Source organism: Humisphaera borealis, from assembly GCF_015169395.1.
GTDB lineage: Bacteria > Planctomycetota > Phycisphaerae > Tepidisphaerales > Tepidisphaeraceae > Humisphaera > Humisphaera borealis.
The window spans coordinates 6,922,346-6,942,772 of the sequence record NZ_CP063458.1; the positions used below are offsets into that span (position 1 = coordinate 6,922,346).

The 20,427-nt window shown below is 63.6% G+C and carries 19 protein-coding genes; 11 read left to right on the forward strand and 8 right to left on the reverse strand.

What is annotated here, in order from left to right; all coding sequences use genetic code 11:
• Positions 1–33 precede the first annotated feature (33 nt).
• The 3 genes from IPV69_RS26080 to IPV69_RS26090 all read left to right on the forward strand — a co-directional run bounded on the left by IPV69_RS26080 (position 34) and on the right by IPV69_RS26090 (position 2,870).
• Entirely contained in the window at positions 34–966 is a 933-nt protein-coding gene (locus IPV69_RS26080) for a complex I NDUFA9 subunit family protein (RefSeq protein ID WP_206292664.1), read from the forward strand.
• A 195-nt stretch (positions 967–1,161) separates the two neighbouring features.
• Complete coding sequence (locus IPV69_RS26085) at positions 1,162–1,794, forward strand: hypothetical protein (protein WP_206292665.1); 633 nt, start codon at positions 1,162–1,164, stop codon at positions 1,792–1,794.
• Between the two features lie 116 nt (positions 1,795–1,910).
• A complete protein-coding gene (locus IPV69_RS26090; protein ID WP_206292666.1) occupies positions 1,911–2,870 on the forward strand; it encodes a M28 family peptidase in 960 nt (319 codons plus the stop codon).
• Positions 2,871–2,964: 94 nt separating this feature from the next.
• Here the strand turns inward: IPV69_RS26090 and IPV69_RS26095 are convergent, their stop codons facing one another.
• A complete protein-coding gene (locus IPV69_RS26095; protein WP_206292667.1) occupies positions 2,965–4,416 on the reverse strand; it encodes a DUF1501 domain-containing protein in 1,452 nt (483 codons plus the stop codon).
• A 99-nt stretch (positions 4,417–4,515) separates the two neighbouring features.
• Here IPV69_RS26095 and IPV69_RS26100 point away from each other — a divergent pair, with 99 nt between their 5' ends.
• Positions 4,516–5,064: a zf-TFIIB domain-containing protein gene (locus IPV69_RS26100; protein ID WP_206292668.1), complete on the forward strand. Its 549-nt coding sequence runs from the start codon at positions 4,516–4,518 to the stop codon at positions 5,062–5,064.
• Between the two features lie 90 nt (positions 5,065–5,154).
• Here IPV69_RS26100 and IPV69_RS26105 read toward each other — a convergent pair whose 3' ends face one another.
• Both IPV69_RS26105 and IPV69_RS26110 read right to left on the reverse strand, forming a co-directional pair.
• Positions 5,155–6,291: a Gfo/Idh/MocA family protein gene (locus IPV69_RS26105; protein WP_206292669.1), complete on the reverse strand. Its 1,137-nt coding sequence runs from the start codon at positions 6,289–6,291 to the stop codon at positions 5,155–5,157.
• 111 nt (positions 6,292–6,402) lie between these two features.
• A complete protein-coding gene (locus tag IPV69_RS26110) occupies positions 6,403–6,780 on the reverse strand; it encodes a fluoride efflux transporter FluC (RefSeq protein WP_206292670.1) in 378 nt (125 codons plus the stop codon).
• A 394-nt stretch (positions 6,781–7,174) separates the two neighbouring features.
• Here IPV69_RS26110 and IPV69_RS26115 point away from each other — a divergent pair, with 394 nt between their 5' ends.
• Positions 7,175–7,621 carry an RbsD/FucU family protein gene (locus IPV69_RS26115; RefSeq protein WP_206292671.1) on the forward strand — a complete coding sequence of 149 codons (447 nt, stop codon included), beginning with the start codon at positions 7,175–7,177 and terminating at the stop codon, positions 7,619–7,621.
• A 95-nt stretch (positions 7,622–7,716) separates the two neighbouring features.
• Positions 7,717–8,658 (forward strand): aldo/keto reductase, encoded by a 942-nt coding sequence (locus tag IPV69_RS26120; protein ID WP_206292672.1) that lies wholly within the window; start codon positions 7,717–7,719, stop codon positions 8,656–8,658.
• A 297-nt stretch (positions 8,659–8,955) separates the two neighbouring features.
• Here the strand turns inward: IPV69_RS26120 and IPV69_RS26125 are convergent, their stop codons facing one another.
• From IPV69_RS26125 to IPV69_RS26135, 3 genes are all read right to left on the reverse strand, one after another.
• Positions 8,956–10,794 (reverse strand): hypothetical protein, encoded by a 1,839-nt coding sequence (locus tag IPV69_RS26125; RefSeq protein WP_206292673.1) that lies wholly within the window; start codon positions 10,792–10,794, stop codon positions 8,956–8,958.
• A gap of 247 nt (positions 10,795–11,041) precedes the next feature.
• A complete protein-coding gene (locus IPV69_RS26130; RefSeq protein ID WP_206292674.1) occupies positions 11,042–12,175 on the reverse strand; it encodes an SPFH domain-containing protein in 1,134 nt (377 codons plus the stop codon).
• 73 nt (positions 12,176–12,248) lie between these two features.
• Complete coding sequence (locus IPV69_RS26135) at positions 12,249–12,593, reverse strand: hypothetical protein (protein ID WP_206292675.1); 345 nt, start codon at positions 12,591–12,593, stop codon at positions 12,249–12,251.
• Positions 12,594–12,941: 348 nt separating this feature from the next.
• Between IPV69_RS26135 and IPV69_RS28040 the strand changes: the two genes are divergently transcribed.
• The 4 genes from IPV69_RS28040 to IPV69_RS26155 all read left to right on the forward strand — a co-directional run bounded on the left by IPV69_RS28040 (position 12,942) and on the right by IPV69_RS26155 (position 17,549).
• Positions 12,942–13,226: a c-type cytochrome domain-containing protein gene (locus IPV69_RS28040; protein ID WP_390884437.1), complete on the forward strand. Its 285-nt coding sequence runs from the start codon at positions 12,942–12,944 to the stop codon at positions 13,224–13,226.
• Positions 13,148–15,454, forward strand: coding sequence for a DUF1549 and DUF1553 domain-containing protein (locus IPV69_RS26145; protein ID WP_241179952.1), 2,307 nt, complete (start codon positions 13,148–13,150; stop codon positions 15,452–15,454). Before IPV69_RS28040 ends, IPV69_RS26145 begins: the two co-directional genes overlap by 79 nt.
• Positions 15,455–15,609: 155 nt before the next feature.
• Positions 15,610–17,076 carry a DUF1501 domain-containing protein gene (locus tag IPV69_RS26150; RefSeq protein ID WP_206292678.1) on the forward strand — a complete coding sequence of 489 codons (1,467 nt, stop codon included), beginning with the start codon at positions 15,610–15,612 and terminating at the stop codon, positions 17,074–17,076.
• Between the two features lie 38 nt (positions 17,077–17,114).
• A complete protein-coding gene (locus tag IPV69_RS26155; RefSeq protein WP_206292679.1) occupies positions 17,115–17,549 on the forward strand; it encodes a CoA-binding protein in 435 nt (144 codons plus the stop codon).
• Between the two features lie 49 nt (positions 17,550–17,598).
• Here the strand turns inward: IPV69_RS26155 and IPV69_RS26160 are convergent, their stop codons facing one another.
• On the reverse strand, positions 17,599–18,090 hold the full coding sequence (locus tag IPV69_RS26160) for a hypothetical protein (protein ID WP_206292680.1): 492 nt from the start codon (positions 18,088–18,090) through the stop codon (positions 17,599–17,601).
• A 433-nt stretch (positions 18,091–18,523) separates the two neighbouring features.
• Between IPV69_RS26160 and IPV69_RS26165 the strand changes: the two genes are divergently transcribed.
• Complete coding sequence (locus IPV69_RS26165; RefSeq protein ID WP_206292681.1) at positions 18,524–19,024, forward strand: hypothetical protein; 501 nt, start codon at positions 18,524–18,526, stop codon at positions 19,022–19,024.
• Between the two features lie 29 nt (positions 19,025–19,053).
• On the opposite strand, the gene nhaA is transcribed toward IPV69_RS26165, so the two are convergent.
• Positions 19,054–20,418, reverse strand: a complete 1,365-nt coding sequence (gene nhaA, locus IPV69_RS26170) for a Na+/H+ antiporter NhaA (RefSeq protein ID WP_206292682.1) — start codon at positions 20,416–20,418, stop codon at positions 19,054–19,056.
• Positions 20,419–20,427: the final 9 nt, after the last annotated feature.

A 20,427-nucleotide genomic window follows, 5' to 3' on the forward strand; every position in this document is an offset into this window, starting at 1 on the left:
CGGGAAAAGAGCGGAGTCGCACGAGGAGTTCACATGGCACGTAACATCTTTGTCACCGGAGGCAGCGGGTTCGTGGGAACCGCCGTCGTCGATGAGCTCGTCTCGCGCGACTATTCCGTGCAGGCGCTGGTTCGCAAAGGGTCCCTCGATAGCCGAGGCGGCAAGGTGACGTCATTTGTTGGCGACCTGTTCGACCCCAAGTCACTCGCGGCCGGCATGGCCGGGTGTGATGCGGTCATTCACTTGGTCGGCATCATCATGGAGCAGCCTTCTAAGGGGGTGACGTTCGAGCGGATGCACTTCGAGGGGACCAGGTCGGTCGTCGATGCGACGAAGGCCGCCGGCATCCGGCGATACGTGCACATGTCGGCGCTGGGCGTTCGGCCGAATGCTGTGAGCGCCTACCACAAGACCAAGTGGAAAGCCGAGGAGTACGTCCGCGGCAGCGGGCTCGACGCGACGATTCTCCGCCCCAGCATGATTCACGGTCCCAAGGGCGAGTTCATGAAGATGGAAGCCGCCTGGGCGAGGAAACAGGCGATGCCGTTCCTGTTCATGCCCTATTTCGGCAACGGCGTCCTCGGCCTTGGCGGGAGCGGCCAGTTGCAGCCGGTCTACGTTGCCGACGTCGCCCGCGCCTTCGTCGATGCACTCGATAAGCCCAACACCATCGGCCAAACCTACGAACTAGGCGGCCCCGACCGCATGGACTGGCCGACTATGCACAAGACCGTCGCCGAGATCCTGACGGGTAAGAATCGCCTGACGATGCCAATCCCGTCGTGGTACGCCAAGGTGCTCGCGACGGTGGTGCCCGGATCGCTGTTACCGTTCAACAAGGCGCAGGTGCAGATGGCCGAGGAAGACAACGTCTGCGACACAAAGCCGGCCGAAGAAGCATTCGGCTGGAAGACGCGCGGGCTGCGGGAGACGCTTTCGCAGTACAAGGGCCAGATGACGGAATGACGAATCACTGAATTCGAATGGCGAATGAATGACCAATCTCGAAGCATGAAATGTCCGCCAACGTCCGCTGCAATTGGACATTGGGTCTTGGAACTTCATTCGCCATTCGATTTTCGTCATTCGTCATTCGTCATTATGCACCACTTGCCCTCGGCCGCTCCATCGGAAACCATGCTGACGAAAGGGAGGATTCGCATGGCAACGACCGATCCCACCAAGCCCGCCGATCCCGGCATCGTCATCGCCGCGTCGGCCCGACCGGGACAAGGCACGATCACCGCCCGCAAGGCGGGCGGACTGCGCGACATGGCGTTGCCCGTCTCGCCAAGGGAAGTGTCGCTGGCCAAGGCGCTGCAAAACCTCGCCAAGGCGATCAACATCGCGTTCTCGTCCGACTTCCTCGAGAACGAACTCGAACAGGTCTACAAGGCCGCACGTGTGCGCAAGGGCACTGTTGAGATCCTGCACGGCGACTTCATCGGCCTCGGCGACGGCGTGCTGGCGACGATCGGCAAGGTCGGCAAGTCCGTCCAACTCACCCTGAGCGGCCCTGACCCCAGTTCGCCCGAGGGCAAGGCAATCCTCGCGAAAAACGGCGGCGGCAGCTTCCGGGGCGTTGCCAACTTCCTCGGCCGCAAGCTCAACCTGTTACAGGAATACGAAGACAAAGTCCCGATGTACGTCGAGCAGACGCTCGACCGCCTCGAGGCCGCCCAGATGATTACCGGCTGGCACCGGGACCAGTGGCAGATCTCGACGAAGGTCGTGGGGCTGGATGTCGTGATCAAGCCGGTGGCGGAAGAGACGGCGAGCAAGACGGCGACGTGATGCGTCTTGGCGAGTCGGCAGATGCCCCGAGGTACAGAACGGTGGCCGTTATGCTTCGCCTCTTCGCAATAACACTCGCCGTGTCGTGCATTGCCTTCGCCTGCGTGGGGTATCTCATGAAAGACGATGCCGGCATTCCGATCGGTCCGCCGCCGCCGATGCCGGGCGAGACGTTCGCCGGTCCGATGCCAGCGATCAGCGACGACGAGAGACGTGCCGCCGAGCGCATGCAGTCACATGTTCAGAAGCTCGCAGGCGACATCGGCGAGCGGAACATCTGGCGGTATGCAGAACTCAACTCATCCGCCGACTACATCGAGAGAATCCTGACCGACGCCGGCTACAAAGTCGGCCGACAGACCTACGAGTGCGAGGGCAAAACGGTCGCGAATCTCGACGCGACACTTGCTGGCGGCGATCCGAAGCTGGCCGACGAGATCGTCCTGGTCGGTGCACATTACGACTCGGTCAAAGGCTGCCCCGGTGCGAACGATAACGCGACCGGCGTAGCGGGGGGACTGGAACTGGCCCGATCGTTGGCCAAAGCCAAGCTTGCGCGGTCGGTGCGGTTCGCCTTCTTCGTCAATGAGGAGCCGCCGTTCTTCCATTCGCCGATGATGGGCAGCGTCGTCTACGCCAAGCGGTGCAAGGAGCGCGGCGAGATGATCGTCGCGATGTTGAGCCTGGAGACGATGGGCTTCTACAGCGACGACAAGGACAGCCAGAAGTACCCGCCGCCGTTCGACAAATTCTTCCCCGACACCGGCAACTTCATCGGTTTCGTCGGCGACACTTCGGCGACAGATCTGGTCTCACGCTGCGTGGAGTCGTTCCGATCGCACACCAAGTTTCCTTCGCAAGGTTGCGCCGTCAGCGACCGCATCCAGGGCATCGGCTGGTCGGATCACTGGTCGTTCACAAAGCAGGGCTACCCGGCGCTGATGGTCACCGATACCGCGCCGTTTCGATATCGCCACTATCACACAGCGGAAGACACGCCGGAGAAGGTGGACTACGAGAAGCTGGCGAGAGTAACCGCTGGCATCGGGCGGGTAGTCCAGGCGTTGGCGAAGTAGGGTCGGCGCTCTCGTGCACGACCTTCCGGCAGAGTATCCCCGCTTCCTGTTTCGACGCGGCAAAAGACATGGCCTAGGCCATGCCGCCGTCCGGTTAGGCCAGCACACCCTTCACGACATGCCCGTGCACGTCCGTCAGCCGGAATTGCCGACCTTGGAAGCGGTAGGTCAGCTTCGTGTGATCGACACCCAGGCAGTGCAGGATCGTCGCCTGCAGGTCGTGGATGTGGACGGGGTTCTCGACGGCGTTGAAGCCGAAGTCGTCACTGCTGCCGTACGTCATTCCGCCTTTGATTCCGCCGCCGGCCATCCAGATACTGAACGTCTTGCCATGGTGGTCGCGGCCGTAGGCGTCGCGGTTGGCGTTGCCCTGGGCGTAGGGCGTGCGGCCGAACTCGCCGCCCCAGATGACGAGCGTGTCCTCGAGCATGCCGCGATCCTTCAGATCCTTCACCAGTGCGGCGCTGGGCTGGTCGACGTCAGCGGCGAGCTTGGGCAGGCGGCCGTGCAGGTCGCCGTGATGATCCCAGTCGCGGTGGTAGAGCTGGATGAACCGAACGCCGCGTTCGGCGAGCCGCCGGGCGATCAGGCAGTTGCGGGCGAAGCTGCCGGGCGTGGCGACATCGGCGCCGTAGGCATCGGTAAAGTGCTTCGGCTCTTTCGACAGGTCCATCAGATCGGGCACGCTCGCTTGCATGCGGAACGCCAACTCGTACTGCGAGATGCGCGTTTCGATCTCCGGATCGCCTGCGGTTTGGAAGTGCAGGCGGTTCAGCTCGGCGACGCCGTCGAGCATCATCCGGCGGCGCTCGCGGCTGACGCCCGGCGGGTCGGCCAGGTGCAGCACCGGCTGGCCGCTGCCACGAAACTGCACCCCCTGGTGCCTGCTTGGCAGGAAGCCGCTGCCCCACAATCGCGCGAGCAATCCCTGCCCGGCTTTGTCCTTGTTCACCGAAATCAGCACGACAAACGCGGGCAGGTCGGAATTGACGGTACCCAGGCCGTAGTCGATCCAGGACCCCATGCTCGGCCGGCCGGGTTGCTGGCTGCCGGTCTGGAAGAAGGTAATCGCCGGGTCGTGGTTGATCGCCTCGGTGTTTACAGAGCGGATGAGACAGACGTCGTCGGCGATCGAGCGGATGTTCGGAATCAGATCGCTGAATGGCGTCCCGCACTTGCCGCCGGGCGCGAAAGTGAACTTGCTCGGCTGCAGCGCCAGCCGTGCCTGCGACGCGACCATGCCGGTGATGCGCTGTCCCTGGCGAACCGAGTCGGGAAGGTCTTCGTTGAACCGCTGGCGGAGGACCGGCTTGTCGTCATACAGATCGAGATGCGACGGACCGCCGGACTGGAACAGGCAGATGACACGCTTGGCCTTGGGGGCGAAGTTCGGAAAGAGCGACGCCCCCGCGGCGGCGACGGACGGTGCGGCGATGGCGTCGCGACCGAGGACCGAAGCCAGGGCGGCCGCACCGACCCCCAGGCCGCTTCGCAACAGCAGATCGCGACGGGAGGAGACGGGTTCGTAATGTTGGCAGCTCGACATAGTCTTTCTCATCTCGAACCTGACGTCGGCGTTCCCGGAGGCGAATAGATCACTGCCTTGCGGCTTCGACTCGGTGCTTCCCTTGATACAATACCCCACATGAACTGCCCCGTCTGCAAAACATCGAGCCTGGAAGCCACGGAACTCGCCGCCGGACAGGCCCAGGGCCTGTCGGCCCGTCGGTGCACTGGTTGCGGCGGCCAGTGGGTGAACGGCGAAACCTACCTGCTCTGGGTCCAACGCCAGGGAACGAATCTCCCCGAGAATGAGCCGGACAGCGTTACCGAGCTTCAGGTGAACCAGACGAACAAGGCCAAACTCTGCCCGGACTGCGGGCGGTTCCTCGTCCGCGCCAAGGTCGGGCACGGCGTTGGCTTTCAGCTCGAACGCTGCGGCGGATGCGGCGGCATCTGGTTCGACGCCAACGAATGGGAATCGCTCGTCGCCCGCAACCTGCACGACGACGTCCACTTCGTCTTCAGCAGCACCTGGCAAGCAGACGTACTGCGCCAAGAACGCGAACAACAGCGTGAGAAACTGATGATCGCCAAGCTCGGCGAAGCCGACTGGAATGAGATCCAGCGAATCAAGCGCTGGCTGGACGGGCATTCCAAACGGTCGGAGTTGTACGCCGTGCTGGCGGAATAGCTTCGGTTCGTGCGTGGAAATGAAAACGACGCGGGAGCGGCCAGCTTCGGCCTCTCCCGCGTCGCATTGGTTGATATCGGCTTGTAAACGTCAGACCTTCTTGACCGAACCTTCTTCTTTCGCCGAAGACAGAACCGCGTCGCACACCTTCTGCGTTTCCAGTGCGTCGCGGAAGGTCGGGGGGCAGGGCTTGCCTTCCTGGATCGCCTTGAGGAAGTCAGCGACCTGGTGAATGAAAGTGTGCTCGTAGCCGATCTGCAGACCCGGCACCCACCAGTTCTTCATGTAGGGCTGATCGCCGTCGGAGACATGGATGCTGCGCCAGCCGCGGAGACGGCCTTCGTCCTTGTGGTCGAACCACTGGAGGCGGTGCAGGTCGTGCAGGTCCCACTTGAGGGACGCCTTCTCACCGTTGACTTCGAGCGTGTAGAGCGCCTTGTGGCCGCGGGCGTAGCGGGTGGATTCGAAGAGGCCCAGCGAGCCGTTGCCGAAGCGACAGAAGAAGGTGCAGGCGTCGTCGATCTTCACCTGCTCCATTTTGCCGGTCAGGTTGTGCATGCGTTCCTTGACGAACGTCTCGGTCATCGCATTGACGGTGGTGATCGAGCCGTTGAGCCACAGCGCGGTATCGATGCAGTGAGCGAGCAGGTCGCCGGTCACGCCGCTGCCGGCGGCGGCAGCGTCCAGCCGCCAGAGGGCCGTGCCGCCCTGTGGCAGGTCGGCGTTGATCGTCCAGTCCTGTAGGAAGTTGGCACGGTAATGGAAGATTCGCCCGAGCCGACCTTCGTCGATGAGCTGCTTGGCCATCGTGACGGCAGGTGCCCGGCGGTAGTTGTACCAAACGGTGTTGGCGACGCCGGCCTTCTCGATCGCGGCCACCATCTCCTCGCCCTCCTTGGTGTCCATCGAGAGCGGCTTCTCGCACAGGATCATCTTACCCGCCTGGGCGGCGGCAATCGCGATTTCTTTGTGCAGGTTGTTCGGGGTGCAGATATCGACCGCGTCGATGTCCTTGCGGTCGATGATCTTCCGCCAGTCGCTTTCGGTGGACTCGTAGCCCCACTGGTCGGCAAACTTCTTGACGCCCTCGGCGTTACGGCCGCTGACGGCCTTAAGGACCGGGTGGTAGTCCAGTTCGAAGAAGTTGTTGACCTTGCGATAGGCGTTGGAGTGCGTACGGCCCATGAAGCCGTAACCGACCAGACCGATATTGAGTTTCTTAGGCATTGTTCGATCCTCCGTAATTGTGGTGGATCGGCATTTTAGCGAGAGCGGACGCGACAACAACCGTCTGTAAAAAGAGGGCTTTCCGGGATCGATTTTGGGGGGATCACGCCGTTAGCGACCCGCTGCCACGCCGATCCCACAGGCGAGAATGCCGAGAACGACGCTCCCGCCGACGTACAACGCCAACGTGAGGTATTGCCCGCCCCGCAGCATGGTGTCGGCCTCGTAAGTGAACGTGGAGAACGTGGTGTACGCCCCCAGGAAGCCCGTCGCGACCGCCAGACGCATGGGGTGGCCCATGGGGAATCGGTCGCCGAAGGCGGCCATGAAGTACCCCAGCACGAAGCTGCCGGTCAGGTTGATAACCGCCGTCCCGAGCCACGGGCGGTCCGGAACAAGGTGGGCGGCGAACGTGCCGAGACCGAAACGGACGATCGCACCGACAAAGCCGGCCGCGCCGACCGTCAGGCACTGGAGTAGAGCGTGCATGGCATGATGGTGTGCCAAAGCGATGCCAGCGTCAAAATGGGGGCATTGCAGCGCCTGGCGCACAGGAGGTGCCGTAGCGCTTCTGATCGACGGCGGGTATCCCGGGATCGAGGACATTGATCGCCCCGGGACCGGGTTGCAATCAGACTACCGCAGCATCCTTGTTCCGCTCGGCAACCCTGCGTACGCTACGAGACCTGACGCGAAATAGATCGCGCAAGTAAGCGTTCGCCGCTTCCGTACTGAAAATGCTTCGTGAACCGGCGACGCGCGTTGACGGGGCACTGCTGACCCGCGGCACCGGAGTTGCTTCCATCGCACGAGCGTGCGGCGACGCCGCGTACGGAGGCATGACTGTGCATCGTCGCCGCAATCCCCAATCCGCAACACCACCATGCTTCGCTCCAAACTCATCCATCCCAAGATTCTCGAAGTCCTCGGCCGATGCGGACATCACGCTAAGATCCTGATCGCCGACGGCAACTACCCCGCCAGCAGCACGCTCGGGCCGAACGCCGAGCTGGTGTCGCTGAACCTGATGCCGGGTCTGCCAACGGTGAACCAAGTGCTGGAGGCGGTCGCGAGCGCCATCACGATCGACATCGCGAACACGATGGACTACGAGCGGACGGGTCAGTATGCCCTGACGGAAGACCCGCCGGTCTGGAAGGATTTTCAGAAGACGCTGGACAGCGAGGGGCTGAAGATCAAGCTGCAGCCGATCGAGAAGTGGGCGTTCTATGAAGCCGTCCGAACGCCGGACCACGTGTTGACGATCCAGACGGCGGATCAGCAGCGGTTTGCGAATTTGCTGTTGTCGGTGGGCGTCCGCATGGATTGAAGTAGGGTCCGCCTTGGCGGACGCGAAACGCTCATTCCTGCAAACCGCATTAGAAGTCCGATCACGTCCGCCAAGGCGGACCCTACGAGAGAACTATGCTCCGCCGCCCCCTGGGTAACACCGGTCTTCAACTCCCCGTCCTCAGCTTCGGCGCTTCGTCGCTCGGGGCCGAGTTCCGCAACATCGACATCAACGAAGCCATGCGGTGCGTGCGCGTGGCCCTCGATCTCGGCATGAACTTCATCGACACCTCGCCGTTCTACGGGCGGGGGATGTCGGAGGTGCTGCTGGGCGTCGCGCTGCAGGGCGTGCCGCGGGACAGCTATCTGCTGGGGACGAAGCTCGGGCGGTACAGCGGTACGCGGTTCGATTTCTCGGCCCGCCGTGTGATCGAGAGCGTCGAGATCTCGCTGGAGCGGATGAAGGTCGATCACCTCGACATCTGCCTCTGTCACGACATCGAATTCGTCGACATGAAGCAGATCGTCGAAGAGACGATCCCGCAGATGCGTGTGCTGCAGAAGAAGGGGATGATCCGCCACGTCGGCATCAGCGGCTACCCGATGAACATCTTCAAGTACGTTCTCGGCCAGACCGACCTGGACGTCATCCTCAGCTACAACCACTACACGCTGCAGAACACGATGCTCGCCGACCTCGTGCCGTTCCTGAAGAGCAAAGGCGTCGGCGTGATGAACGCCGCCCCGTTCAGCGCCCGGCTGCTGACCAACACCGAGCTTCCCAAGTGGCACAAGGCGACGCCGCTGGTCCGCGAGACGGCGAAGAAGGCTGCCAAACATTGCGAGAGCAAAGGCGTCGACATCGCCCAGCTCGCGCTGCAGTACTCGATCGCCAACGCCGACATGACGACCTGCGTCGTCGGCTCGGCGAACCCGAAGAACGTCCAACTCTGGGCCGACTGGGCGGCCAAGCCGATCGATCTGCAGCTTGTGAAGGAAGTGCAGGAGATTCTTAAGCCGATCCACAACTGGTTCTACACCGAGGGCCGGGCGGACAATAACGACCCGAGCCACTAAGGGACGCGAAGGAAGAAGTTGGGCCACGAATCTCACGAAGCAAAACACGAATGAAGAGCATGGCGGTCGGCGCCGTCAGTGACACGGGCATCCTGCCCGTGCTGAGTGCGTGACGGTCGAGTTGTATCAATACCAATCTCTTTGCTTTGTCAGTGCATGGACTCGCAAACGGCCAAGAATCTGTTGCGCTATCCCCAACTTTTCACTCGGACGTCGCACGCACGGGCAGGATGCCCGTGTCACTAACAGAGTCGATCGCAATCTCTCATTCGTGCTTCGTTTCGTGAGATTCGTGGCTCACTCTCCGATTTGCTTCCGTAACTGCGCGATCTGCTCGTCGATCATCTTCACCGACTCCGGCGAAAACGTTTTGACCTGCTCGCGCATCGCCTCCATCCGCTCGATCGCCTGTTCCATCTGATCGCGCATCAGCTTCCTTGACTCGGCGTGTAGCTGCTCGGCCTCCCGTGTCGCCTCGACTTCTTCCGGGGTTGGCGGGGCGGGTGGGGGTTCGGGGGCGTCGGTCTTGCCGTCGTACAGTTCGACCGAGTGCGGATCGACCGCGCGGAATCGCTCCGTCGCGGCGTCGCGGGCTTCACGGTCGGTGTCGATCGCGGCGTGCAGGCCGGCTTTCCATTCATCGAGCGACTTCTGCATCTCCGGCGACAAGCCGGGTTCCTTCGGCGATTGCCAGTAAGGCAGGCCGTCGTACGACAAATACGGCGTCTTGGGGTTCGTGCCCAGGTAGCTCCGCTGCACTTCCACCGGCAGCGATCGGCCACGCTGCTTCACCAGTTCGTGCACCGGATCGGGCGTGGGGTAGCTGCCGTCAACAACAGCGTACAGCGCAGCCTCGGCGGCGGGTTTCAGGGGGCCTTCCGTGTCCCAGATCGGCAGCACGAACTCGAAGAACCGCTGCCATTGCGCCGGCGTCGCGTTCTCAGGCACGCGCAGGTAGTGCCGCAGCGCCGCGGCCCGCGAGGCATCCGTTTTCAGGCTTCGGTAGACGTCGAAGCGATGGCGGAACTCCGTTTCGTCCTTCGGCCAGCCGACGTAGAACGACTTGTCCAGTTCCGGCAGCAGCGACGGACGCTCGACGGCGGCGTCGTCGATGAAATGCAGCAGCGTCGGCGCATCGTAGTGAAAGCCGATGCCGAACTGCCGCTGCGCCAGCAGCATCGCGAACGCCAGCACCGGGCCGGTGAGGTAGAGCATCCGGTAAAGGATGATCTGCCCCATGATCGGGTGCTGCGGGTAGTTCCGCTGGAAGATCAGGTTCACGCCGTGCAGGCACCAGCAGGCGTACTCGAACTCGCCGCGACGGCAGGCGAACTCGGCGGCGTCGAGCAGCGGTTTCAGGCAGACGCCGTCGCCGAGGCCGACCTCGAAGACGATCGGCCTGGGGCAGCCGACGTCGAAGATGAATCGCTCGGCGGCGCGGATGGCGGTGTTGCGAAGGCCGGGGTCGCCTTCGCACAGCAGCTTGCCGATCAGGTCGGCAACGGCCCGCTGATACGCGGGCTCGGCGTTCTTCGTGCTCTCCAGCAGTGGCGGCAGCAGGCGGGCGGAGGTGGCGTTGATGTTCGTCCACTGCTCGAAGTGCCGTGCGAACGCGAGCCGTCGGTCGGCGTCGGTCTCGTGCAGAATGCGGTAGATCAGGTGCTCGGTGTCGGGGTGGTCACCCTCCGTGGCCCGGCGGCGGTCGTTGGGGTGTCGCGGGCGGGGGACTTCCGTTTCGGGGTCCGGCGGTGGCGACCAGAGCCGGCGTTCCAGGCGCGAGTTCGTGCCGCAGGTGCGGCAGTGGATGGCAGTGGCGTCGTCTTCATAGTCCAGGCCGTCGCCGCAGCCCGGACATGACGCCCGGCCGACGATGCCTTCGCGGTATTGCTTCGATCGCACCCAGGCGGCGCGGGTCAGGTTCTGTGCCTCCGCAGACTCGGCATCCACGTACAGCCGCAGGGGGGCGTCAGCGACTTCGGGCTCTACCTTCCGCAGCCGGCGTTCGAGGACGGCTTTCTGCCCGCAGAATCCGCAGGCCAGTTGGGCGACATCGCCGTCGAGCGGCAGCGGTGCGCCGCAGCCGGGGCAAAGGCCGCGTTTTTGCTTGAACAGGATGCTGGGGAGGATCGCGGTCATGGCTCTGCTCCCTCTCCCCGGTACTCGAGGGAGAGGGCTGGGGTGAGGGGCCGTACGTCAGGCGTTGCCCCCGCTCAGTTCGTCCTCAACTGTCATCCTGAGGTACTCCGAAGGACCTGGTATCCGAGCCGAGTAAGTATCGAACGTCGAAAACCGAACGTGTGCGGTTTGGGGTTCGATGGCGGTCTGCTTGGGATAGAAGGTCTTTCGGAGTACCTCAGGATGACAACTGCGGTCCCCGGGTCGATCACACCATTTTCAGCAGCTCGGACTTCTTCGCGTCGAACTCGGCCTGCGTGATCGCACCCAGGTCGAGCAGTTCCTTGAGCTGCTTGATGCGGGCGACGGCATCGGCGCTGCTGACGGCCGGGTTCGTTGCGGCATGCGGGCTTCCGCCCGCGGCTGTGATCGGAGCTGATGGTGAGCTTGCGGCTTGCGGCATAAATGCATCCCGCATCATCTGCGCTGCCGCAAGGCTCGCACCGAGCTGCATGCCTGCACCCAACGCGCCGCCGCTTCCGCCTCCGCCCACGTCGGCTCCGCCGCCTTTTTCGGCCATGGTCTTGAGCGCATCGGTCGTGCCGACGTCGCGGTAGGTCGTGCCGGCCGAGCTGAGCGCCGCCGCACCGGCGGCCTTGGCTTCCAGGTCGAACTGCGTGGCCCGTGCCTTGGCGAAACCCTGGCTAGTGATCTTCGCGCTGTCGGCGATCATGCCGGCGATGTCTTCGGTCGGGGTGACGGCGTTGACCGACAGGTCGGTCAACTCCAGCCCCATCGCCGAAAACTCGACCGCGAGCAGGCCCTTCACGCCCTGGCCCAGCTCTCGGTAGTAGCGGGCGATCTCGGCCATCGGCCGGCCGAGGGAGGCGATGCCGTCGGTGAGAGCGGACACCAGGTACTGATCGCGCAGGAACGCTTCCAGGTCGGTCGTCTTCAGTTGCCCGCGCGTGCCGAGCATTTTCGTGACGAAGATCGCCGGGTCCGCCACCTGCACGGCGAATCGGCCGTGGGCGCGGATGGAGATCTGCTGCATGACCGGGTCGGGGATGTAGATCGGTTCGGGCGTGCCCCAGCGCAGGTCGCGGAACAGGTGCCGGCCGACGAAGAAGACCTCGGCCTTGAAGGGCGTATTGCCGCTGCCGAAGACCAGCCCGGTGACGAACTTCGTCAGCACCGGGATGTTCTGGGTCGTCAGCGTGTAGCGGCCGGGGTTGAATGCGGCGGCGAGCTGCCCGTCTTTCAGGAAGAGCGCGGTCTGCCCCTCTCGAACAACAAGCTGCGAGCCCCATTCGATGACGGCATCGCCGTCCGGCGGAAGCCGAACCGCCATGGTGTCGCCGACGGCATCTTGATACTCGAGGATTTTGAAGATCTGGGGCATGGGAGTGGGGTAAGAAGTCGGGAGTCAGAAGTCGGGAGGTTGTTCTGCCTTCGGACTTCCGACTACTGACTACTTAGTTCGAAATATACACCGGCCGAATCACCTCGACAGGGGACTGGCGGATCGCTTCTTCGATCTCGGCGAGGACCCAGGCGACGCGGGAGACCGATTCGCGGTCGTCAACGCGGGCCAGGCTCACCGCTCGCACGAGCCGTTCGAGGTGTCCCTGCAGGCGATTGGCGATGCCCTGCTGGCGGGCCGTGGGAAGGGTGAGGGTCGCACCGACGCGGGCCATCCGGCCTGACAGCCGTTCAATCATCTTCTGGGCCGGTTCGTCGAGGAAGCGACCGGCGAGCATGGCCATGGCGTCCAGGCGGGTACGCTGCTGAAGGATCAGGTCGGAAATCGAACGTTCCATGGTGCTAGCCTCCGTCTCTCCTGCATCGACCGATTGTGGCAGCGCCTGAGGCTGCCACGCATCGCTGATGTAACGTACTTCTCCGGTCGGTCACGCGCGGAGCCTTAAACGGGGCATCGAGGAGTGGCGGAAACTGGCGGGAGGGCCCCTGAACCTGGAGATCGCGAGCCGCCGGGAGCCGATGCAGGCCGCTGCTCGTCAACCTGTCGGGCACTTATCGATTGATATCAATCTCAACCAAAGCTCATGCCGTGATGTATCAACGAGCAGATGCGCTTCGGGTTTACCCAATTTCTGATGCTGTTGTCCCTCGGGGGAGCGTCGGCTTTCGGATCGGTCGAGCCGACAATGCCGCCGGCCGGCAAATCGCTGGAGTTCTTCGAAAACAAGATCCGCCCGGTCCTGGTCGAGCACTGCTATCAGTGTCATAGCGCCCAGTCCGAGAAACTAAAGGCCGGCCTGCACCTGGATTCGCGGGATGGCCTGATGAAGGGGGCGACTCGGGCTCGGCACTGGACCTGGCCAACCCGGACAAAAGCCTGCTCATCCGAGCGTTGCGGCACGATGACGAGATCGACCTGCGGATGCCGCCGAAGCTCAGGTTGCCGGACGTGGTCACGGCGGACTTCGTGAAGTGGGTGAAGCTGGGGGCTCCCTGGCCGGCGCAGGCGGTCGTCGCGGCGGCCCCCCGGGCCGCGTTGGACCCGGCGGCCGCCCGTAAGTCGCATTGGGCGTGGCAACCGCTCCGCAAGCCGGCTGTGCCCTCGGCCGATCCGGCCTGGGTCCGGACGCCGATCGACGCCTTTATCTTCGATAAGCTGCAAGCCAAAGGGCTTCGGCCGTCGCCGCCGGCAGAGCGACGGACGTTGCTCCGGCGCGTCTACCTCGACCTGATCGGCCTGCCGCCTTCACCCGACGAGGTGCAGAAGTTCCTGGCCGATTCGTCGCCGACGGCGATGGAGAAGGTCGTCGATGACCTGTTGTCGCGGCCGCAGTATGGCGAGCGGTGGGGCCGGCACTGGCTGGATATCGCCCGCTACGCCGAAAGCCAGGGCTACGAGCGGGACGAGCCCAAGCCCTTCACCTGGCGGTACCGGGACTATGTCATCCGGGCGCTCAACGAAGATAAGCCGTACGATCGATTCGTGTTCGAGCAGCTGGCAGGAGATGAGATTCCCGGGGCCGATCTCAACACGCAGGCCGCGGCGACGTTTCTTCGCCTGGGCATCTTCGACACGATCGCCGCCGACGGAAAGGTCGCCCGTTACGACCAGCTCGACGATGTCGTCGGTACGGTGACGGCGGCGTTTCTCGGGCAGAGCCTGCGGTGTGCCCGTTGCCACAATCACAAGTTCGAACCCTACTCGCAGACTGATTATTATCGCATCCTGGCGGTGTTCGATCCGCTGAGCACCGACAGGCCTCGCGAAACCCGGCTGGCCGGTTCGAAGGCGGAACTGGCCGATTACGAGAAGGCGCTCGCCGCGTTCGAACTGGAGATCGCGCCGCTTCAGGACAAGCTTGATGCCGAGCGCGTTGCGATCCTGGAGCCGCTGGGTGCCGGCTACTACTCGGACAAGTCGAAGGAGCGAACCCCGCGCGACGAGAAGAAGCCGCGTGTCTCCCAGGAGGTGCTGTCGGCTTTCAAGACACCGCCGGCCAAACGAGACGCGACGGAGCGCGAGCTGGTCGAAAAGAACCGTCGGCGTCTGGGGGACGAGATTCGCAAACTGGCGACCGCCGATCAGCGCAAGGCCGACGAGGCGTCGCAGAAGGCGATCGACCAGTTGGAAGCGAAGAAGCCGAAGGGGCCACAGGTTTACCTGTTCACGGAGACGGCCAAGCCGCTATCGACCAAGCTGTTCCTTCGCGGCGACCCGCACAAGATCGGCCCGACGGTCGAGGTCGGCCTGCCGCCACTCTGGGGCGGTAGTCCTCAGGCGACGCCAGCACCGGTGACCCAGGACGTTCTGACCCCATCGAGCGGCCGGCGCACCTGGCTGGCGAACTGGATGATCACCGACGGCAAGGGCACGCTAGCCCGCGTGATCGCCAATCGCGTCTGGCAGTACCACTTCGGCCGGGGGATCGTCGCGACGAGTAATGATTTCGGTTTGGCCGGCGACAAGCCGACCCATCCGGAGCTACTGGACTGGCTCGCGGCCGACCTGATCGACGGCGGATGGAAGCTCAAGCGGCTGCACCGGCAGATCGTATTGTCGGCGGTCTATCAGCAGTCGGCGGGCTATGCGCAGATCCCTGATGCCGACCCGGATAACGACCTGCTGTGGCGCTGGCCGACGCGTCGGCTGGAGTCCGAGGCGATTCGCGATTCGATGCTCGCCGTCAGCGGCAAGCTCAACCCCGAGATGTTCGGCCCGCCGATCTTCCCGCCGGCGGCGCAGCGTGTCGTCGGCACGTCGGCCCAGAGCGACTGGGGCAACAGCGACGATCGGGAAGCATCTCGGCGAAGCGTTTACGTCTTTCAGAAGCGATCGATCCCACTGCCGGAACTCGAGATTCTGGGTATCCCCGATTCGACGATGAGTACCGATGTTCGGCCGGTGGCGACGACCGCGCTGCAGGCACTGCTGCTGATGAACAGTCGATTCGCCAGCGAGCAGGCGGCAACCCTCGCCGAGCGGGTAGCGAAAGAAGCGGGGAACGATCCGACAGCGCAGGTGAACCGGGCGTTCGAACTGGCGATGGCCCGCCCGCCAAGGACGGAAGAGCTCGAAGCGGCGCTGGCGTATCTGGCGACGTCGGCGGAGCCGGAGATCAAGGCATCGGTGAAGCTGTCGCCGCTGGGATCGTTCTGTCTGGTGCTGCTGAACAGCAACGAGTTCTTGTACGTGAATTAGTCGCTGTTTCGAAACGGCCTTCATCTGGGTGCCATGGGCTGGCGTACTCGCCTGCCCGTGGCGGCGACATCGCAGTCATGCGACGCCACGGGCAGCGGAGTACCGTAGCCCATGCCACCCAAACTCGGTTCTTTCGCCTACGTCTGAGGAATACAGTGCCCGACCCACTCAATCCCAACTTCCCCTGCGGCATCACCCGGCGGCAAGCCATCTGGCAGGCCGGTGCCGGGTTCTTCGGCACGGCGATGGCCGCGATGCTCGCCAGGGACGGGTTCTTTCCCGCGCGTGCCATGGGCGCGTCCCTCACGCCCGCGTCGCAGCCGACCAACCTCGCCCTTGCACCGCTCGCGGCCCGTCAGCCGCACTTTGCTGCCAAGGCCAAGCGCGTCATCTTCCTCTATATGGTCGGCGGGCCTTCGCACCTTGATACCTTTGACCCCAAGCCCGAGCTCGTCAAACGCCACGGCCAGAAGCAGTCGCTGGGCAGCGACAACGAACGGGCCACCAGCCAGAAAGCCAGTGGCGAACTCAAGGGCGCACCCTGGAAGTTTCCCAAGTGCGGCAAGTCGGGTGTCGAAGTGTCGGAACTCTTCAGCCACGTCGGCAAATGCGTGGACGATATTGCCGTCGTGCGATCGATGACGGCCGACTCGGCGGCACACGGGTCGGCGTCGATCCAGATGAACACCGGGCACATACGGCCGGGCTTTCCGAGCATGGGTTCATGGGCGGCGTACGGACTGGGCACACTGAATCAGAACATGCCGGCGTTCGTGGTGCTGGTGAATGGTGCGCCTTACTCGGGCGCGCAGAACTGGTCGGCCGGGTTCATGCCGGCCGCGTTCCAGGGGACGGTCTTCGGAGCGACCGGCGACCCGATCCTCAACCTTCGTCCGGCATCCGGCGTTTCGCCGGAACACCAGCGACGGCAGATCGATCTGCTCACGAAGCTCAACGAAGGTCATCGCCAGGCCGAGCCCCTGAACACTGAGCTGGCGGCGCGGATCGCGAACTACGAGCTCGCGTTCCGCATGCAGGCCAACGCGCCCGAGGTGATCGACTTCGGCCAGGAATCGCCGGCAACTCTCGATCAGTACGGCATCGAAGGGGACACGAAGAAAGAAACCGAAAAGTTCGGCCGAAGCTGCCTGATGGCCCGGCGGCTTGTCGAGCGTGGCGTGCGGTTCGTGCAGATCTATCACTCGAACTGGGACACCCACGGCGACAACGACAAACGTCACCAGAAGCTTTGTGGCGAAACCGACAAACCGATCGCCGGCCTGCTGACCGATCTCAAACAGCGAGGTTTGCTCGAAGACACGCTGGTTGTCTGGGGCGGAGAGTTCGGCCGAACGCCGGTCGGCACCGGCGGACGCGACCATCACGCCGCGGCGTTCAGCATGTGGATGGCCGGCGGCGGGGCGAAGGGTGGCCAGGCCTACGGCGTGACCGATGATTTCGGCTTTGCTGTCGCCGAGAACCGGGTTCATGTTCACGACCTGCACGCGACCATCCTGCACCTGCTGGGCTTCGATCACGAACTGCTGACTTACTTCCACAGTGGTCGCAACTTCCGCCTGACTGATGTTAGCGGGCGGGTGGTGAAGGAACTGATCGCATAGCCGCCGTAGAATCCATCGCCGCTCAACAAGGAGTATCGATGGACCCCCAATCCTGCCGCCTGCCGACGACGCCCGAACAGAGTGAAGAAGCCGTCATCCGCCGAATGTTGACAGCGAAGCGAATCGCCGTCGTCGGCTTGAGCGACGACCCGTACCGCGCCAGCCATGACGTCGCGTCTTACATGGCGTCGGCGGGCTATGAGATTGTTCCGGTCAATCCGACACTGGGTGAAGTCATGGGACGCCGCGCGTATGCATCGCTCGCGGAGGTGCCCGGCCCGATCGATCTTGTGAATGTTTTTCGCCGGCCCGAGCACTGCGCGGATGTCGTGCGGCATGCGATCGCGGCGGGGGCGAAGGGCGTCTGGCTGCAGCAGGGGATCGTTAGCGTTGAGGCCAGGCGACTGGCGGTTGAGGCGGGGATCGACTTTGTTCAGGACAGGTGCCTGAAGGTCGAGCACATGCGGCAGTAGAGGTGGCATGCCCCGGCATGCCACCTGAGCGGTTTGAACCGATCATCCGTCAGTCGACCGCATTGGGTGTGAAGCTGATGAACACCAGGCGTCCGGCGGCTTCCTCGATGTTGAACTCGATCGACACCGCCGATGCCGCGGGATTGCTGATGCCGTAGTACCAGACATCGCCGGACCAGGCGGCGTCGTTGTTGACCAGTTCGCCTTCGGTCAGGGCGCAGCGGGGTGGGCCGAAGACCGAGGCGATCGCCGCCCGGCTGGTGCCGATGATCGCGTCGGTCAGCAGCGGCATCGCCGACGCCATGCCCGGGCGAGGCTGTGACAAGGCCTTGCCGACGGGCCAGCCGAGCCGCTTGGCCATGGTGCGAAAGTAGCGTCGCTGGGCGGAGTGAGTGGGGGACGACATTCCGGCCAGGGCACCGGCCATCCAAAGCGCCAACCGAGTGAAGTCGCCGACAGCGGGGAACTTGCTAAAGGTGCTCGCTTCTGACAGCGTGAATGAGGCGGGATCGAACGCGGATGCGGGGTCGGTCTCTGGCATCGTAAGGCTCGGGTCGGCAGACAACCGGGGTTTAACTGACTCGCCGGGCCGAAGGCTGAGTCAACCGCCTATCAATCGGCTGACGTGCCTCAATTCGATAAACCTTTTGTCAGGGGCCGGGCGGGTGACGTGCTTGCGCTGCTCACGTGGTCACAAAACGGCATCGGCCGGTGCTTTGACGTGCGTGCGGGGGCGCGCAGGCGTTGCGGATTCCCCGCATTGCCATCGATTCCTCGGGAACCTGCGCGATTTCGGAACGCCCCAATTTGCATTGGCAAGACGGGACGAGTTTTCCAGCGGTAGGGGGAGTTTGCTCCGCCGGCGACCTCTACGCAATGGAAAACCCGACCTCGCGGCCGGGTGAGCTCACATCGTAAGTCACTGCCGGTCAAAGAACAGAAACCTTTGCTTGCCTGGAACCGGAGTGCTTCAAATGCTGACTGCGTTGACGACGATCGACCTGAACGACTGCGATATCCAAACGGCGTTGCCAGCGCCGCGAGTTGCCCGCCCGGTGCCGCTCACTTCGCCCGCCGCGATTCACTTTCCCGTCCTTTCTGCAGAAGGGTTGGGTTGGCCGCGGGAGGTCAACCTGATCATGTCATCGCTCGATGCGGCGCAATGCCGGGCGGGCCACGAACGCCGGGAACGCGCTCGTCGGCGTTACCGGGTGGCGGTCCGGGTTCGGCTCTTCGGGATGCCCCAGGACCTGCCGCCCCAGGTGCTGTATTCGCGCGATCTGCACACCCGGGGGATGGGATTTGTAACCCGCGAGATGTTGCCGGTAGGTCGTGGTGGTGCGGTTGAAATCCCCACGGCCGACGGCGCGCCGCTCAGGGCGTCGATCACCGTGGTGCGATGCCGGGACATCGGTTTGGGCTGGTTCGAAGGATCACTCCACTTCGTCCGCGACCTTTTTGACCTGCCGCGATGACGAATAGATCATTCCGGTTTCAAGCGGTCTTAGTGGCCGGGCCCGACGGCGGTGGCGGCGGATTGGGGGTTTCGGGCATGGGCGACGTACAGGATGATCATCCCCACCGCCGCGCTCGCCGCCGAGGCCGCCAGTACGCCTACCTTGGCCTCACTCAGAAGCTGTCCCTGTACCGCGAGCCCGGCAATGAATAACGCCATGGTAAAGCCGATTCCCGCCAGCACGCCGCCACCGACGATCTGTAGCCAGGACACGCCCGACGGAAGCTGGGCGATCCGAAGCTTCACGGCAAGATAGCTGACGGCGGCGATGCCGACCGGCTTGCCGAGGAAAAGCCCGGCCATGATCGCGACCGCGATCGGTTTGCCCAGATCTTCAGGACTAAAGGGCACGCCGGCGTTGGCGAGCGCAAACACCGGCATGATGACGAAACTCACCCAGGGATGCAGTACGTGCAGAAGAAACGACAGTGGCGAGACCATCTCTCGCGCCACCGTGTACCGCGATCGAATACGGCCGACGGTCTTTCCCTCGTCATTCCAGTCGTTGCGTTTCAGGGTGCTGGCAATGCGGTCAAGAAATCGTTTGGCCCCTTCGGTCCCCAGCGCGCGGTTGGCGGGTGTCATCAGTCCCAGGATCACTCCGGCGATCGTCGCGTGCACGCCGGACTCGTGGAAGGCAAACCAGATGAAAGTGCCGACCACCGTGTAAACCGCGAAACTGCGTATACCAAGCCGCCCCATGAGGAAGACGAGTACAAACCCCGCCAGGCCGATCGCGAGCCAGCCCATGCTCAGCGAAGCGGTGTACCCCACGGCGATCACCAGGATGGCGCCGATGTCGTCCGCGATCGCCAGTGACAGCAGCAGAACGCGGAGGCCGTGGGGCACCCTTCGTCCCAGCACGGCCATGCAGCCGACGACGAATGCGATGTCGGTCGCCATGGGAATGCCCCACCCGCGCCTGGCCTGAGGGTCACTGCCTTGCAGAAGCAGGAAGACGCCGGCCGGAACGATCATGCCGCCCAGCGCTGCGGCAAGCGGCAACGCCGCCTGGCGGATGCCGCGCAGTTCGCCGTGCACGATCTCGCGTTTGACTTCCAGCCCGACGACGAAAAAGAAAATCGCCATCAGGCCGTCGTTGATCAGGTGATAAAGCGGATGGCGGAACTCGAACGTACCGATTTGCAGGCCGACCGGAGTCTTCCAGAATCCCAGAAAGTCCTTCGATACAGGGGAGTTGGCCAGCGCAATCGCGACGATCGCCGAAATCAGCAGTACGACGCCGCCCATCGCCTCGACGTGCATGAACCGCGAAACCGGGCTGATGATGCGGTCGATCGGCCGTGGCGGAAGGAAACTTCCGCTTTCGTCGTGAGGGTTGTTTTCAACCATGGCTCGCAG

Coding starts and splice junctions, on each gene's coding strand:
- IPV69_RS26155 (WP_206292679.1), top strand. CDS start 17,115: ATGGACCCCCAATCCTGCCGCCTGCCGACGACGCCCGAACAGAGTGAA.
- IPV69_RS26080 (WP_206292664.1), top strand. CDS start 34: ATGGCACGTAACATCTTTGTCACCGGAGGCAGCGGGTTCGTGGGAACC.
- IPV69_RS26110 (WP_206292670.1), bottom strand. CDS start 6,780: ATGCACGCTCTACTCCAGTGCCTGACGGTCGGCGCGGCCGGCTTTGTC.
- IPV69_RS26165 (WP_206292681.1), top strand. CDS start 18,524: ATGCTGACTGCGTTGACGACGATCGACCTGAACGACTGCGATATCCAA.
- IPV69_RS26105 (WP_206292669.1), bottom strand. CDS start 6,291: ATGCCTAAGAAACTCAATATCGGTCTGGTCGGTTACGGCTTCATGGGC.
- IPV69_RS26115 (WP_206292671.1), top strand. CDS start 7,175: ATGCTTCGCTCCAAACTCATCCATCCCAAGATTCTCGAAGTCCTCGGC.
- IPV69_RS26120 (WP_206292672.1), top strand. CDS start 7,717: ATGCTCCGCCGCCCCCTGGGTAACACCGGTCTTCAACTCCCCGTCCTC.
- IPV69_RS28040 (WP_390884437.1), top strand. CDS start 12,942: ATGCCGCCGGCCGGCAAATCGCTGGAGTTCTTCGAAAACAAGATCCGC.
- nhaA (WP_206292682.1), bottom strand. CDS start 20,418: ATGGTTGAAAACAACCCTCACGACGAAAGCGGAAGTTTCCTTCCGCCA.
- IPV69_RS26125 (WP_206292673.1), bottom strand. CDS start 10,794: ATGACCGCGATCCTCCCCAGCATCCTGTTCAAGCAAAAACGCGGCCTT.
- IPV69_RS26130 (WP_206292674.1), bottom strand. CDS start 12,175: ATGCCCCAGATCTTCAAAATCCTCGAGTATCAAGATGCCGTCGGCGAC.
- IPV69_RS26095 (WP_206292667.1), bottom strand. CDS start 4,416: ATGTCGAGCTGCCAACATTACGAACCCGTCTCCTCCCGTCGCGATCTG.
- IPV69_RS26100 (WP_206292668.1), top strand. CDS start 4,516: ATGAACTGCCCCGTCTGCAAAACATCGAGCCTGGAAGCCACGGAACTC.
- IPV69_RS26090 (WP_206292666.1), top strand. CDS start 1,911: ATGAAAGACGATGCCGGCATTCCGATCGGTCCGCCGCCGCCGATGCCG.
- IPV69_RS26085 (WP_206292665.1), top strand. CDS start 1,162: ATGGCAACGACCGATCCCACCAAGCCCGCCGATCCCGGCATCGTCATC.
- IPV69_RS26160 (WP_206292680.1), bottom strand. CDS start 18,090: ATGCCAGAGACCGACCCCGCATCCGCGTTCGATCCCGCCTCATTCACG.
- IPV69_RS26135 (WP_206292675.1), bottom strand. CDS start 12,593: ATGGAACGTTCGATTTCCGACCTGATCCTTCAGCAGCGTACCCGCCTG.